The organism is Bacillus sp. AK25 (assembly GCF_048270685.1).
In the GTDB taxonomy this organism is placed as follows: Bacteria; Bacillota; Bacilli; order Bacillales; family Bacillaceae; genus Bacillus; species Bacillus altitudinis.
Genome location: NZ_JBLUWC010000001.1, coordinates 2,334,414 through 2,348,526, shown reverse-complemented (window position 1 = coordinate 2,348,526; position 14,113 = coordinate 2,334,414). Strand labels below are relative to the sequence as shown.

Sequence of the window (14,113 nt, the reverse complement as noted above, 5' to 3'; positions counted from 1 at the left end):
ATTACCACATGTTTGTGGTAAAATATATCGGGTTGTTTTTACTTAGATGAACGAAAGATTGACGAGAAAGAGAGCTGCAGCAGGCAGGACTCTTCTTTTTCAGGTCATGAAGGAGCTAGACATATAATGACAATCGAAGATGATCAAATAAATGATTATATTGAAGGTTTAATTGAAACGAGTCCTGATGCCATCGCTCAATTAGAGGAGTATGCCAAAGAGCATCATGTGCCAATCATGGAAAAGGTGAGCATTGAACTGTTATTGCAGCTGCTTTCTTTGAAAAAACCAAAGAAGATTCTTGAGGTTGGGACAGCGATTGGCTATTCAGCGATTCGAATGGCAGAAGCTCTGCCAGATGCTGAAATCTATACGATTGAGCGAAATGCAAAACGTTATGAGGAAGCGACACGGAATATTGAAGAATTACATTTCAAAGATAGAATTCACGTGTTTTTTGGCGATGCGATGGAATCAGCTAAAACGGTTCAGACGATGGCGCCCTATGATGTGATCTTCATTGATGCGGCAAAAGGTCAGTATCAACGCTTTTTTGAGCTGTTTGAACCGATGCTGTCCGATGACGGAATGATTATTACAGACAACGTATTATTTAAAGGCTTAGTTGCGACAAATTATGAAGAAGAAATTGAAGATAAACGAAAAAAACAATTAATAGGAAAAATTGATCGATACAATCAATGGCTGATGTCAAATCCTGACTACCAAACGTGTATCATTCCGGTTGGAGATGGGATCGCTATTAGTACAAAAAGAGGTGACCAATCATGAAAAAACCAGAATTGCTTGTGACGCCAAGCAAGGTGTCGGATGTACTGCCGCTCATTGAAGCGGGTGCTGACGCATTTTTAATAGGTGAACAAACATATGGAATCCGTCTTGCAGGTGAGTTTTCAAGAGAAGATGTGAAACAAACGGTTCGACTCGCACATGCACATCACAAAAAAGTATATGTCGCCATGAATGCGATTTTTCATAATGACCGTGTGGCACTGCTTGGAGATTATTTAACCTTTCTCGATGGATTAAACGTGGATGGTGTCGTTTTTGGAGATCCGGCAGTGATCATGGCCGCAAAAGAAACAGGTGTCAACTTGAATCTGCACTGGAGTACAGAAACAACTGGGACAAACTATTACACTTGTAACTACTGGGGCAGAAAAGGCGCAACACGTGCCGTTCTTGCTAAAGAACTTAATATGGATAGCGTGATTGATATCAAAGAAAACGCTGAAGTGGAGATTGAAATTCAAGTCCACGGCATGACCTGTATGTTCCAATCCAAACGGACACTTGTTGGCAACTATTTTGAATATCAAGGCAAACAAATGGACGTGGAAGGCAGAAATATGGAAGAAGGTCTATTCCTTCACGACCAGGAGCGTCAAAACAAATATCCTATTTTTGAGGATGAAAATGGCACACACATTATGAGTCCAAATGATGTATGTATGATTGATGAATTAGAAGAATTTGTCGATGCAGGCATTGACTCATTTAAAATTGACGGAATTTTAAAGTCACTTTCTTATATGACAGAGGTGACATCCCTCTATCGAAAAGCCATTGATTTACTAGTGACTGATAAGGAAGCCTATGAAGATCAGAAAGATGAATGGGTGGAGCGTATTGAAGAGATCCAGCCTGTCAACCGCTCAATCGATACAGGATTCTTCTTTAAAGAAACGGTTTATTAAGATAAAAGGAGGCAGAGGAAATGGCACTTTTAAAAGATGGAATTTCTGAAGTGATCGATGGAAAACGTGTCATTACAAAAAAACCAGAACTGCTAGCGCCAGCAGGAAACTTAGAAAAGCTAAAAATTGCTGTGCATTATGGAGCAGACGCTGTTTTTATTGGTGGAAAAGAATTTGGACTTCGTTCAAATGCAGATAACTTTTCAATCGAAGAAATGGCAGAAGGTGTCGCATTTGCGAACAAATACGGTGCTCGCATTTATGTGACAACGAATATTTTCGCCCACAACGAAAACATGGACGGGCTGGAAGAATATCTTCAAGGGATTGAAGGAGCGGGTGTAGCGGGAATTATTGTCGCTGATCCACTCATCATCGAAACATGCAAACGAGTAGCTCCAAAACTTGAAGTTCACTTGAGCACACAGCAATCTCTTTCAAATTGGAAAGCTGTGCAGTTTTGGAAGGAAGAAGGGCTTGAGCGTGTGGTCCTTGCCCGTGAAACAAGCGCTCTAGAGATTAAAGAAATGAAAGAAAAAGTGGATATTGAAATCGAAACGTTCATTCACGGGGCGATGTGTATTGCTTATTCTGGCCGCTGCGTGCTCAGTAACCATATGACAGCGAGAGATTCAAACCGCGGGGGCTGCTGCCAATCTTGCCGCTGGGATTATGATCTTTATAAACTAGAAGGCTCTGAGGAAGCGCCTTTATTCGGTGAAGAAGACGCACCATTTGCGATGAGTCCAAAAGATTTAAAACTCATCGAATCCATACCGCAAATGATCGAAATGGGAATTGATAGCTTAAAGATCGAAGGACGAATGAAGTCCATTCATTATGTAGCAACAGTTGTCAGTGTCTATCGTAAAGTCATTGATGCTTACTGTGCGGACCCAGACAATTTCGTCATTCAACAAGAATGGCTCGATGAATTAGACAAATGTGCCAACCGTGACACGGCTCCTGCCTTTTTTGAAGGTGTACCAGGGACGGATGAACAAATGTTTGGCATTCACGGAAAGAAAACGACCTTTGATTTCGTCGGTCTTGTACTTCATTATGATGAACAAGAACAAATTGTCACATTACAGCAGCGTAATTTCTTTAAAGCTGGCGACGAAGTTGAATTTTTCGGTCCAGAAATCGAAAATTTCACATGCAAGATTGAGACGATTTGGGACGAAAAAGGGAACGAACTCGATGCCGCTCGTCATCCACTGCAAATTGTGAAATTTAAGCTTGATCAAAAAGTATACCCTAGCAACATGATGAGAAAGGGGAAATAACCGGCACATGGGGAAAAAACCAGTGGTGATTGGAATCGCTGGCGGCTCGGGTTCAGGTAAAACGAGCGTCACCAATTCCATTTACGAAAAATTTAAAGGACATTCAATCCTCATGCTTCAGCAAGATTTATATTATAAAAATCAAAGTCATATGCCATTTGAAGAGCGCCTGCTGACCAATTATGATCATCCGCTTGCATTTGACAATGACCTGATGATTGAGCATGTAGAAGCGCTGCTAAAGTACGAGTCCATTGAAAAACCGATTTATGATTTTAAACTAAACACACGTTCAGAAGAGACGGTACATGTTGAACCCAAAGATGTCATCATCGTTGAAGGAATCTTTGCTCTTGAAAACGAACGTCTAAGAAACTTAATGGATATTAAACTGTATGTGGATACTGATGCAGATCTTCGGATCATTCGCCGTATTTTACGTGATACGAAAGAAAGAGGCAGATCGATTGATTCCGTGATTGAACAATATGTATCTGTCGTCAGACCGATGCACAATCAATTCATTGAACCGTCAAAACGATACGCCGATATCATCATCCCAGAAGGCGGTCAAAATCATGTGGCCATTGACCTCATGGTGACAAAAATTCAAACGATTCTTCAAAACCGCGGAGAGTAAATGGTGGAGAAGAACAAAGACCTTTACGATGTAAAGGTCTCAGCGTGTAGACAAACCCTCGCATTCTTTGTCAGTCCTGCGTGCTGGTGCTCACGAATGACAAATTCGCTCCGCGCCAGTACTCGTCCTTCCTAGACTGCAAAGGTTTTCTATCACGCTGAAAAAAGAAGACAAAGGGCTAAAATAAAGTTCATTTTAGCCCTTTGTCAACAATCTGAGACCTTTACGACGTAAAGGTCTTTTCAACATCATGCTCTTGTAGTCAATACTTTAGTAATGGCTAGTCCGAAATCATTGGTGAGCAATGTAAGAAGCAGCCCCCTGAATAAAAGATTTGATATGATAGGAAAACAATGCTGCGAAATGAAGACAGGTAAATCACGATGGGATGCTGAAAGTTTCAGTTATTCCTGCTTTGTAAAAGTATATTAAAAAAACGACAAACAAATCATCACAAATTTTCAAACAATTCTTGATCAAAATGCAATTTTGTAATAATATAGCATAGACATATCGTACACTGACCATATTATGTATTGGAAGATGGAGAATGGATAAGCTATTCTTCTACATATGATCGAAATGGCCGAACGAGGTACAGGAGCTTCCTGTGCCTTTCCACAGTTTGTGCGATGAAGATAATACATCATCATGAGACCGCTGCTGTTCCTGCCTAATAAAAAGGCATAATAGTTGCATCTAAAAGGGACGCCATGTAAGATGGACTTTTACGAATATGGGACAGAAGGAATGAGGGCCGGAATATGTCCTCATTCTTGTATATTTCAGTCGTCACTCACATGCAGAAAGCTTGTATGATGAGGATTAATAGAAGGAGTGAATGATTCATGGCACAAGAGAAAGTATTTCCAATGACAGAAGAAGGAAAGCGCAAATTAGAAGAAGAGCTTGAATATTTGAAAACGGTTAAACGTAAAGAGGTTGTAGAGCGTATTAAAATCGCTAGAAGTTTTGGAGACCTCTCTGAAAACTCGGAATATGATTCTGCTAAAGAAGAGCAAGCGTTTGTAGAAGGTCGTATTACAACGCTTGATAATATGATTCGTAATGCCAAAATTATTGAAGATGAAGGTAACTCAAATATTGTTTCACTCGGTAAAACGGTGACATTCGTTGAATTACCGGACGGTGAAGAAGAGTCTTATACGATTGTAGGAAGTGCAGAAGCTGATCCGTTTGAAGGCAAAATTTCAAACGATTCACCAATTGCAAAAAGCCTTTTAGGCAAACAAGTAGACGACAAAGTCACGGTTCAAACACCTGGCGGAGAAATGTTCGTCCAAATTGTAAAAATTTCATAATTACGTTTATACGATAAACACCTCGTCCACAATAGGGACGAGGTGTTTTTATGCTGAAAACAAGAAGAATCCAATGGACAGGTGTCATTATTTTTATCTTATTGCTCGGTCTCCTATTTAGACTAGCGGAAATTCAGTTATTTTTCACAGAATCTTTTTCAAAGCTTGATATTAATTTGATCCAAGAAAGTGTCAGGCAGCGGACAGAAGAAGTAGTCATTTCAGACGGACGCGGCGAATTTTTAGATCGAAACGGCGAGGCACTTCTCACAAAAGAAGAGCCTGCGGTCATCATATTTCCTTTCCTGCAATATGACCTCCCTCACTTAAAACAAACCGCTTCTATACTTGAGATGGAAGAAGATGAATTGAAGAGCCAGCTGACAGAAACGAAGAAACCACTCATTTTAAAAGATGATATCACGAAAAAAAAGCTGAAAGACATCAATGATATGAAATATTCAGGTGTTTACGGCGTATATATGAAAGAGAAGGACAAAAAAAGACTTGCCCTCCACACATTAGGCTTCACAAGTGAGAATCCAGAACTCTTGAGAAAACGTTATCCGGACAAAAAAGAGCTTTCGATTCGCACTGAGATCGGTACATTTGGTTTGGAAAGTACATTTGACGAATTTCTATTACCAGAGCAAGACACAAAATTGTTATATCATGTGGACGGAAGGGGAAACCCTTTGTTTGGGATGGACGTCAAATATACAGCAGAAGCTCATTCGTTTTATCCGCTGCAAGTGCAGACAACTATGGACGAAGACATGCAGAGGGAAATGGAGAATGTTCTCAAAGCGCAAGGTGTTGAAAAAGGCGGAGCGGTTCTGCTCGACATTCAGAATAGCAGTGTGCTGGCGATGGCGAGTGTTCCAAATGTGACCAGCAAAAACCGGCATGAGGCAAGAAATTACATGCTGACCGCAATGGCTCCCGGTTCTGTATTTAAAACGGTCGTACTTGCCGCAGCGATTGAAAAAAACTTGAACCAGCCACAAACGATGTATGATTGTCGAAAGAATTTATATGGAGAGCCAGAAGGAAAGCAGGAAGTACTGAATCTGTCTGAAAGCTTTGCGCAAAGCTGTAATTATACATTTGCGACACTCGCTGAGCAGCTCATCCAAACAGATGATCAAAGCCTTGAAAAGACAGCTTCAAAGCTTGGGCTTGTGGATCGAGCCGGCTGGGAAGGGGATGTATACCATAAGCAACAATTCAAACAGTTTGATCGTGAAGAAACAGGCAGTGTGTGGGGAGATAAAAGAGACAAGCATGTCAAAAAAGCCATTGCGCAAACGGCAATTGGTCAAAAAAATGTCAAAACAACCCCCTTACAAATTGCCAATATGATGGCAACGATTGCAAGGGGCGGAGAACGAAAAGAAGTGAGGATTGCAGATAAAGTGATGTATCAAAACGGAACAACGATGCTATCCTTTCAAAACAAACGACCTGATGGTGACAGTATTGACCGCTATACAGCTCAAACCTTGCAAAAGTACTTAAGGCAGGTGGTGACCTCTGACAAAGGAACAGGAAGAAGATTTCAAGACCTGCCGTTCCATATAGCAGGGAAATCAGGCACTGCCCAAACCGGCAGCAAAGATAAACAGGGGAATCCACTTTATCACAAGTGGTTTGCCGGATACTTTCCGGCAGAAAAACCAAAATACGCTCTGGTTGTTGTTCACCTTGACGAGGCAAGTGGCCGGGCTAAGACAAATGAAGCGTTTTATGATATTGTAAAAAAGGTCAATGAAATTGAAAAGAAACAGACATAGAACATCCCTTCATGTCATGTTAGAATAGTAACGACTTAGGGAACAGAGGCAAAGGAGTGCAGAGATTTTGAGTAGAAATTCTCGATTTGAACATCGTGATAAGCGCAGAAAGGCGAATATGGTGCTTAACATATTAATTGGTATCGTTGTGGTGCTTATTTTGGTTGTCGCATCGAGTTTGTTAATTTTTAATAAACCGAAAGATACAAATGTAGCAGACGAACCATCCAAAACAGCACCTGCATCGAGTGAAAATAAACAAAACTCAGAAGAAGATGTGAAAGATCAAAAGAAAGATACATCCGATGATTCGGATGCAAAAAAAGACGATTCATCTGACAAAAAAGACGATACAAAGAAAACAGATGATGAAGAAGAGCCAAACAAAGATGCGTTAAAAGATGCCACAGAAACAGATGGCGGTAAAACAAGTGACGTAGACAAAACATATGAAAACGATAACTGGGAGCCTGTAGGAACAGAGCAATCGGGATCACATACAGCAACCTATGATGCTAACTCAAAAGACTGGAAAGAAATGATCAAAGCTATGTCCTATGCGACAGGAATCTCAGAAGACCAAATGACTGTTATTTGGTTAGGAAATAACGGAGGACCTCAAGATGCAAAAGGAACCATCCGTGATAAATCAACAGGTGAACGCTACCGCGTAGAAATTACGTGGGTGGATGAAAAAGGCTGGAAACCTGTGAAGGTTGAAAAATTAAAATAAAATAAAAAAGATGCATGCAAAAAGGCTAAAATGAACTTCATTTTAGCCTTTTTCTTCTTTTCAGCGTGATAGAAAACCTTTGCAGTCTAGGAAGGACTAGCACCGGGCGCACAGACCTGACTGCCTACACGCTGATCTTTTTTATGAGACATTCGCTTTAAAATGAACAACTGCTGTATACAAAATCTTATCATCAATGACAGTCGTTTGATGACTCACAGAATGAACAGTCAGCAAGATCGCCTGATTATGTTCAATTTGTTTTTGGATCTTTTGTTCAAGTTCTTTTAAAGACGCTGCTTCAAAAAATTCAATTTTGTCCTTTAAAAAATCCAGTTGAAAATCCATTTCATTCATCCCTCCATGCTCTAGATTCATCATAATCTCTCCCATTCAAAAGGGCAAATATTTTTCTACCCCGCCCAGTATTTTTTAGTAGGAAAGAATCAGAAGATGTGGTAGGATAGGAACTGTTCGACGGAATAAAACATACTATACGGATAGGAATAAATAGATAAAGTGGAGGGAAAGAAAAATGGGACGTGAGTTTCTTTCTTTATTTGATCATTGGGCTGAATCTTATGATGACACTGTAAGTGGTCATGACGAGCAGTATAAAGAAGTATTTCGCCGGTATCCGGCCATTCTAAAAGAGATTACTCGCCGTGCAGGTCAACATGTCATTGAGTTTGGAAGCGGCACAGGAAACCTAACGGCGGCACTGCTTCAAGCAGATAAGAAAGTGTTTGGCGTTGAACCTTCAGAGGCCATGAAGAAAGCGGCTCTTCAAAAAGGAATACCAAATGTATTTCATGACGGAGATTTTTTATCGTTTCCAGCTCCACCTTTTGAGCCTGATACGATCGTCAGTTCATATGCTTTCCATCATTTAACGGACGAAGAAAAAAAACAAGCCATCCACACCTATGGCAACATCCTTCCCTCAGGTGGTAAAATAGTCTTTGCTGATACAATGTTTCAAAATCAAGCAGCACATCAAGCTGCAACGAACAAAGCGAAAGCCGCTGGATTCGATCAGCTTGCAGAGGATTTAGAAACGGAATACTATCCATCCATAGGTGTGTTAAAGCAAATCTTTGAAGAAGAAGGTTTTAGCACATCTTTTCATCAAATGAATGATTTTGTGTGGATCGTAGAAGCGAAGAAAAGGGAATGAAAGGATGTTTTTGATTTGAAAATCGCAGTGATAGGTGCAATGGAAGAAGAAGTGACGATTTTAAGAGACCAACTAAAGAATGCCACACAAGAAAACATCGCTGGGTGTGAATTTACAACAGGTGTTTATGAAGATAAAGAAGTGATTTTATTAAAATCAGGGATTGGAAAAGTGAATGCAGCGGTCAGCACAACACTTCTGCTTGACCGCTTTCAGCCAGATTATGTAATCAATACAGGATCAGCTGGCGGTTTCCATCACTCATTAAATGTAGGTGATATTGTCATCTCTACTGATGTTAGACATCATGATGTGGACGTGACGATCTTTAATTACGAATATGGACAAGTGCCAGGATTACCAGCTGCTTTCATCGCAGATGATCAGCTTGTGAAGCTGGCAGAGGAATCTGCTTCAGAAATCGATCATATTCAAGTGGCAAAAGGAACGATTGCAACAGGAGATTCATTTATGGATGATCCTGGTCGTGTTGCGTTTGTGAGAGAGAAATTCCCAGAGCTGTATGCAGTGGAAATGGAGGCAGCAGCAGTTGCGCAAGTTTGCCATCTATTTGAAACGCCATTTGTGGTCGTTCGAGCGTTGTCAGATATTGCTGGGAAAGAATCCAATATCTCTTTTGATCAATTTCTAGAGCAAGCAGCGATTCACTCAACAGACCTTGTCCTGCGTATGATAAAGCAAACACAATAAAAGAAGGGGTTTCCCCCTTCTTTTCCATACAAAGGAAGGGATTTATATGGCTGTCATACATGATATTACGGAATTAATTGGCCACACACCGCTTTTAAAACTGTCAGGGATGGGTGTGCCGCCAGGTGTTGATGTTTATGCAAAACTTGAAATGATGAACCCAGGCGGAAGTATTAAGGATCGCTTAGGTGATATGCTGATTAAAGAAGCGCTGGCATCGGGCAAACTGCGCCCAGGCGGAACCATTATTGAAGCAACTGCAGGAAACACAGGCATCGGGCTTGCGCTAAGTGCAAGAAAACATCAATTGCATCCGATCTTCTGTGTACCAGAACATTTTAGTCAAGAGAAACAACAGCTCATGAAGGCGCTTGGTGCAGAAATTATTCATACACCAAGAAAAGATGGGATGAAGGGTGCGATTGATCGAGCCCTTGAACTAGAGGCAAGCCTTGACAATGCTTATTGCGTCTTACAATTTAAAAACCAAGTAAATCCATTGACTTACTATAAAACGCTCGGGCCAGAAATATGGTCTGACCTCCAGGGGAACATAGACGTGTTTGTAGCAGGAGCGGGCTCTGGCGGAACGTTTCAAGGCTGTGCTGCCTATTTAAAAGAGCAAAAAGAAGCGATAAAAACAGTGATCGTGGAACCAGAAGGATCTATTTTAAATGGCGGAAAGCCGGGACCGCATAGAACGGAAGGAATTGGCCTTGAATTTATTCCAGATTATATGGAATCGACTTTATTTGACGAAATTTATACCGTCAGTGACGATGATGCTTTCCGAATGGTGAAAGAAGCAGCTGAAAAGGAAGGTGTTCTGATCGGAAGCTCGTCTGGAGCCGCTCTATTTGCCGCTTTAGAGGAAGCGAAAAAGGCATCACCTGGGACGGTGATCGTCACTATTTTTCCTGATAGCAGTGAGCGTTATCTAAGTAAAGGTATTTATGAGGGAGGAAAATAAAATGAAGCCAAAAACAATGATGATTCATAGTGGAATCACTGGTGATGAAAAAACAGGAGCCGTGTCTGTTCCTATTTACCAAGTCAGCACCTATAAGCAGCCTAAAGCAGGCGAGCACACTGGATATGAATATTCCAGAACTGCGAATCCAACAAGAACAGCACTGGAAACAATCATTCGTGATCTTGAAGGCGGGGCAAACGGCTATGCATTCGGTTCAGGGATGGCTGCAATTACAGCTGTGATGATGCTGTTTAACAGCGGAGATCATATCGTACTGACTGACGACGTGTACGGCGGAACCTATCGTGTGATGACAAAGGTGCTCAACCGGATTGGCATTAAAGCCACATTTGTAGACACAAGTGATCCTGAAGCGGTGAAAAAAGCAATTTTACCAGAAACAAAAGCCGTCTATATTGAATCACCAACCAATCCATTGCTGAAAATGACCGATCTACAAGCCATAAGCCGGATCACAAAAGAAGCTGGCATCTGGATGATTGTCGATAATACGTTTTTTACCCCATATTTTCAAAAGCCGATTTCATATGGGGCTGACATTGTCTTGCACAGTGCCACAAAATATTTAGGCGGCCATAGTGATGTGGTGGGCGGACTTGTCGTGACAGCTACTGAAGAGCTTGGTGAAGAACTGCACTTTGTTCAAAACTCTACAGGCGGTATTCTTGGACCGCAAGATGCGTGGCTTCTAATGCGAGGGATGAAAACGCTCGGACTAAGAATGGAAGCACATCAACAAAACGCGCAGAAAATCGCTGAGTTTTTAGAACAGCATCCTGCGATTACACGTGTCTATTACCCAGGTTTAAGCGCTCACCCAGGGCATGAGCTTGCAAAAACTCAAGCAACAGGCTTTGGCGGTATGATTTCTTTTGATATTGGAAAAGAAGAAAATGTCGACGTGTTTTTAAGCCAATTAAAATTGTTTACAATCGCAGAAAGCCTAGGGGCGGTTGAAAGTTTAATCTCTGTTCCTGCTCGCATGACCCATGCATCTATTCCAAAAGAGCGTAGAGAAGAGCTTGGCATCACAGATGGTTTAATCCGTATTTCTGTCGGTATTGAGGATATTGATGACTTATTACATGATATTGAACAAGGGCTCGACGCAGTAACGAATGGATAGATTTACATGTCCCTCGCTTTCTCTCACTATGGTAAACTATCAATAGACATTGATAGCGGGAAGGTGAAACAAGTGAAGAAAAAGTGGGATGGTTTAGTGACAGATTACAAGCAATACGCTTTTATTTTGCTTGCTGTCAGCACCTTTTTATATATTGGTACGATTTTACCAAATCAGCACATAGAAGCATCACCAAAAATGCTGATGCTGGCAGTTGATTGTGTTTTCCTATTGGCTGCTTTCCTTTGCGTGAAACGTGCGATCTTTTTTCAAAAAAAGCTACAAGAACTAGATGAAGATTAAGCAAAAAGTCTCCTCATATGATGAGGAGACTTTTTTGATTACACTGGATAATCGGACAAGAATTACTGTAGAAATTTAGTCAAACACACAAAAATCATCTAATTTACTAAAAACAGGTTTACAAAATGGTGCTTGCTGGATATACTTACAAAGTAATAAAAAACGTAAAGGAGGCTGAAGAATATGTTATTCGTATCTACTTGTGATCAATTCAACAACCAATTTCATCATGTCATCAGCCTGTGGAAGAGCTCGTGTCCTTCCTTTACCTTTTACGGTTCACGCTACAAAACTGTTTAAGTAAACGAGGATTTCACGTATCATCCATCGCAGGTTAGAAGACACTGTCTTTTGATCTGCATTTTTGTGTGCCCGCAGGTCAACTGATAAAGAAGATCTGCGGGCTATTTCGCGTGCTGCGAACTGAAGGGAGGTGAGCGTATATGACAATCCATTTATTTTTTATTACTTTGACGATCCAACGTAAATACAAAGACATTGAAACCGTTCTTTATGAACAACAAGTCGAAACGTTTTATGAAGAAATGAAGCAGAAACAACTAAAGTACATGAACTAAAAAGGACAATAAAAACATGAAAAGGAGGAGATTGACATGTTTATGATGCTTGCAATGCTTGATTGTTATACAAGGGAGAAGGACCAGGTTTAGACACGCTCCACATTGATCACCTGCACATATGATAACCGTAAAAGGAGATTGTGAGGTGATCAATGAATGTCGATGTCACCATATATGAGGTTTCCGTCAGTGGGGCACGGGTATGCGTCTATTCCGCATTCTTTAAAGCACGGGTACGGCAATCCATACAGAATGCAAAGAGAGCAAGAAGAAATGCTCAGACGCTATATGTACAATTATCCAACCTATTGGTATTAAAGAAAAGGAGCAGGAAACGTTATCGTTTCCTGCTCCTTTTACATTAGCAAATCCAGCTTGCACCGATGATGATTAACAAAATGAACAGTACAACAAGCAATGCGAATCCGCCTGCAAAACCGCCACCGTAGCCACCGCAGTAGCCTCCAGAATAACCGCCAAAGCCCATAATCTAGCACCACCTTTATCTAATCAAGATACATTCATAAAATATGCAGCTCATGCGGAAAACGAAATCAATCTGAGCACAATTAATGAAAATGCCTATTTGTTTAAATATTTTTCATTACGTGCGAAACATTTTCAGAAAAGGTGCCGTCTAATAAAAGACAAAGAAATTAGGACTAGGTCTTAACTTTTGTTAGGCGAGAGCCGATATGAAAAGTAAGAAAATTCGTAAATAGTTTTATTTACTGGTGCAAAGCAGGTGTTGACATTGATTCAAAGCTGGATTGGAAAACAAATGAGGGAACCAAAAGGCTTGTTCTCAAAATGGGTTGCCCGCTATATGGAAAAAAATCATCATAATATCAATCAATGGACGATTCAACTCTTAAATATACAAGAAAATGACCGGATTTTAGAAATTGGTACTGGAAGAGGTATGACATTATCTAAAGTAGCGGAAAAACTTGATCGAGGAAAAGTATATGGAATCGATGCTTCGCGTCATATGGTAAAATACGCGAAAAGAAAACATAAGAGGCTTGTCGAGCAGGAAAAAGCCGTTATCACACTTGGAAAAGCTGAGCAATTACCTTTTGAAGACAGATCATTCAATAAATTGTTCACAGTGCAGACCATCTATTACTTGCCAGATATCGAACAAGTTATGAAAGAGGTATATCGTGTTCTTCAAGTGGATGGAGAAGTATTCTTATCTTTTCAAAAGCAGGAACTGATGAAGGAACAAAAACGCTCACAGTCTCTTTCAACGTACAGTGAAGAAGACATCAGCTGTCTTTTTTCAGCGTATCACTTTAGAGACGTCTCTGTTTACCATTATGATACATACATCTGTATCAAAGCCTTAAAATGATGATGAAAATATTTCCCAGGTAATGAACAAGCAATTAAAAAAGGCTCTTCGTCAGAGGAGCCTTTTTGCATGCGATGAAATGGACCATTCGTCAGTAAAAAAGACTCTTCACAAGAAGAGTCTTTTACATTCATTTCATATGTAGGGGCCAGCCAGGTGTGTAAGGAATGATAGTATATATAAGGAATTTGTTTGTCGATTAAGGATACCTGTCTGGCTTATTCCTTATATCGACAATGTTCTTCAAATGTTTAGCTTTTTTTTCAATATTTTCTTTTTTATTTTACTGGAAAATACATTTTTCTCTCCTAGATAGACATTTGTCACTTATTTTTTGAGTCAATGTGCGGTTAAAAGAAGGAAAAAGCC

Annotated in this window: 17 protein-coding genes; 15 read left to right on the top strand and 2 right to left on the bottom strand. The window is 40.4% G+C overall.

What is annotated here, in order from left to right; all coding sequences use genetic code 11:
- The first annotated feature begins 126 nt into the window (after window positions 1–126).
- The 7 genes from ACNO7B_RS12235 to ACNO7B_RS12205 all read left to right on the top strand — a co-directional run bounded on the left by ACNO7B_RS12235 (window position 127) and on the right by ACNO7B_RS12205 (window position 7,495).
- Window positions 127–792, top strand: coding sequence for an O-methyltransferase (locus tag ACNO7B_RS12235; RefSeq protein ID WP_417901557.1), 666 nt, complete (start codon window positions 127–129; stop codon window positions 790–792).
- Complete coding sequence (locus ACNO7B_RS12230) at window positions 789–1,718, top strand: peptidase U32 family protein (RefSeq protein ID WP_039167102.1); 930 nt, start codon at window positions 789–791, stop codon at window positions 1,716–1,718. The genes ACNO7B_RS12235 and ACNO7B_RS12230 overlap by 4 nt, the downstream gene beginning before the upstream one ends.
- Window positions 1,719–1,738: 20 nt before the next feature.
- Complete coding sequence (locus tag ACNO7B_RS12225; RefSeq protein WP_017358097.1) at window positions 1,739–3,007, top strand: peptidase U32 family protein; 1,269 nt, start codon at window positions 1,739–1,741, stop codon at window positions 3,005–3,007.
- 7 nt (window positions 3,008–3,014) lie between these two features.
- Entirely contained in the window at window positions 3,015–3,647 is a 633-nt protein-coding gene (gene udk / locus ACNO7B_RS12220; protein WP_007501435.1) for a uridine kinase, read from the top strand.
- Between the two features lie 848 nt (window positions 3,648–4,495).
- The gene (gene greA, locus ACNO7B_RS12215) at window positions 4,496–4,969 is read left to right on the top strand and encodes a transcription elongation factor GreA (protein ID WP_007501433.1); all 474 of its coding nucleotides are present in this window, start codon (window positions 4,496–4,498) and stop codon (window positions 4,967–4,969) included.
- Between the two features lie 50 nt (window positions 4,970–5,019).
- The gene (locus ACNO7B_RS12210; RefSeq protein ID WP_035390946.1) at window positions 5,020–6,762 is read left to right on the top strand and encodes a peptidoglycan D,D-transpeptidase FtsI family protein; all 1,743 of its coding nucleotides are present in this window, start codon (window positions 5,020–5,022) and stop codon (window positions 6,760–6,762) included.
- Between the two features lie 67 nt (window positions 6,763–6,829).
- Complete coding sequence (locus ACNO7B_RS12205) at window positions 6,830–7,495, top strand: YrrS family protein (protein WP_417901556.1); 666 nt, start codon at window positions 6,830–6,832, stop codon at window positions 7,493–7,495.
- A gap of 141 nt (window positions 7,496–7,636) precedes the next feature.
- On the opposite strand, the gene ACNO7B_RS12200 is transcribed toward ACNO7B_RS12205, so the two are convergent.
- On the bottom strand, window positions 7,637–7,843 hold the full coding sequence (locus ACNO7B_RS12200) for a YrzA family protein (RefSeq protein ID WP_171465643.1): 207 nt from the start codon (window positions 7,841–7,843) through the stop codon (window positions 7,637–7,639).
- Window positions 7,844–8,030: 187 nt separating this feature from the next.
- On the opposite strand from ACNO7B_RS12200, the gene ACNO7B_RS12195 reads away from it, so the two are divergent.
- The 7 genes from ACNO7B_RS12195 (at window position 8,031) to ACNO7B_RS12165 (ending at window position 12,705) form a co-directional block, all read left to right on the top strand.
- The gene (locus ACNO7B_RS12195; RefSeq protein WP_041506826.1) at window positions 8,031–8,672 is read left to right on the top strand and encodes a class I SAM-dependent DNA methyltransferase; all 642 of its coding nucleotides are present in this window, start codon (window positions 8,031–8,033) and stop codon (window positions 8,670–8,672) included.
- A gap of 15 nt (window positions 8,673–8,687) precedes the next feature.
- Complete coding sequence (gene mtnN, locus ACNO7B_RS12190) at window positions 8,688–9,383, top strand: 5'-methylthioadenosine/S-adenosylhomocysteine nucleosidase (RefSeq protein ID WP_019743016.1); 696 nt, start codon at window positions 8,688–8,690, stop codon at window positions 9,381–9,383.
- A 46-nt stretch (window positions 9,384–9,429) separates the two neighbouring features.
- A complete protein-coding gene (locus ACNO7B_RS12185) occupies window positions 9,430–10,353 on the top strand; it encodes a PLP-dependent cysteine synthase family protein (RefSeq protein WP_099496634.1) in 924 nt (307 codons plus the stop codon).
- Window position 10,354: 1 nt separating this feature from the next.
- Complete coding sequence (locus tag ACNO7B_RS12180) at window positions 10,355–11,503, top strand: bifunctional cystathionine gamma-lyase/homocysteine desulfhydrase (RefSeq protein ID WP_417901555.1); 1,149 nt, start codon at window positions 10,355–10,357, stop codon at window positions 11,501–11,503.
- A gap of 72 nt (window positions 11,504–11,575) precedes the next feature.
- The gene (locus ACNO7B_RS12175) at window positions 11,576–11,806 is read left to right on the top strand and encodes a YrhC family protein (RefSeq protein ID WP_017358091.1); all 231 of its coding nucleotides are present in this window, start codon (window positions 11,576–11,578) and stop codon (window positions 11,804–11,806) included.
- Window positions 11,807–12,249: 443 nt separating this feature from the next.
- Window positions 12,250–12,384 (top strand): YrzI family small protein, encoded by a 135-nt coding sequence (locus tag ACNO7B_RS12170; protein WP_008342648.1) that lies wholly within the window; start codon window positions 12,250–12,252, stop codon window positions 12,382–12,384.
- 159 nt (window positions 12,385–12,543) lie between these two features.
- Window positions 12,544–12,705 carry a hypothetical protein gene (locus tag ACNO7B_RS12165; protein WP_154666048.1) on the top strand — a complete coding sequence of 54 codons (162 nt, stop codon included), beginning with the start codon at window positions 12,544–12,546 and terminating at the stop codon, window positions 12,703–12,705.
- Between the two features lie 43 nt (window positions 12,706–12,748).
- Here ACNO7B_RS12165 and ACNO7B_RS12160 read toward each other — a convergent pair whose 3' ends face one another.
- The gene (locus ACNO7B_RS12160) at window positions 12,749–12,874 is read right to left on the bottom strand and encodes a YjcZ family sporulation protein (protein ID WP_008342643.1); all 126 of its coding nucleotides are present in this window, start codon (window positions 12,872–12,874) and stop codon (window positions 12,749–12,751) included.
- 267 nt (window positions 12,875–13,141) lie between these two features.
- On the opposite strand from ACNO7B_RS12160, the gene ACNO7B_RS12155 reads away from it, so the two are divergent.
- Entirely contained in the window at window positions 13,142–13,744 is a 603-nt protein-coding gene (locus tag ACNO7B_RS12155) for a class I SAM-dependent methyltransferase (RefSeq protein ID WP_017367683.1), read from the top strand.
- Window positions 13,745–14,113: the final 369 nt, after the last annotated feature.

What these genes read in the sequence shown, in the direction of transcription:
- ACNO7B_RS12200 (WP_171465643.1), bottom strand. Translation starts at nt 7,843, where the DNA reads ATGGATTTTCAACTGGATTTTTTAAAGGACAAAATTGAATTTTTTGAA.
- ACNO7B_RS12195 (WP_041506826.1), top strand. Translation starts at nt 8,031, where the DNA reads ATGGGACGTGAGTTTCTTTCTTTATTTGATCATTGGGCTGAATCTTAT.
- ACNO7B_RS12170 (WP_008342648.1), top strand. Translation starts at nt 12,250, where the DNA reads ATGACAATCCATTTATTTTTTATTACTTTGACGATCCAACGTAAATAC.
- ACNO7B_RS12180 (WP_417901555.1), top strand. Translation starts at nt 10,355, where the DNA reads ATGAAGCCAAAAACAATGATGATTCATAGTGGAATCACTGGTGATGAA.
- ACNO7B_RS12210 (WP_035390946.1), top strand. Translation starts at nt 5,020, where the DNA reads ATGCTGAAAACAAGAAGAATCCAATGGACAGGTGTCATTATTTTTATC.
- ACNO7B_RS12230 (WP_039167102.1), top strand. Translation starts at nt 789, where the DNA reads ATGAAAAAACCAGAATTGCTTGTGACGCCAAGCAAGGTGTCGGATGTA.
- ACNO7B_RS12185 (WP_099496634.1), top strand. Translation starts at nt 9,430, where the DNA reads ATGGCTGTCATACATGATATTACGGAATTAATTGGCCACACACCGCTT.
- ACNO7B_RS12165 (WP_154666048.1), top strand. Translation starts at nt 12,544, where the DNA reads ATGTCGATGTCACCATATATGAGGTTTCCGTCAGTGGGGCACGGGTAT.
- ACNO7B_RS12160 (WP_008342643.1), bottom strand. Translation starts at nt 12,874, where the DNA reads ATGGGCTTTGGCGGTTATTCTGGAGGCTACTGCGGTGGCTACGGTGGC.
- ACNO7B_RS12225 (WP_017358097.1), top strand. Translation starts at nt 1,739, where the DNA reads ATGGCACTTTTAAAAGATGGAATTTCTGAAGTGATCGATGGAAAACGT.
- greA (WP_007501433.1), top strand. Translation starts at nt 4,496, where the DNA reads ATGGCACAAGAGAAAGTATTTCCAATGACAGAAGAAGGAAAGCGCAAA.
- udk (WP_007501435.1), top strand. Translation starts at nt 3,015, where the DNA reads ATGGGGAAAAAACCAGTGGTGATTGGAATCGCTGGCGGCTCGGGTTCA.
- ACNO7B_RS12235 (WP_417901557.1), top strand. Translation starts at nt 127, where the DNA reads ATGACAATCGAAGATGATCAAATAAATGATTATATTGAAGGTTTAATT.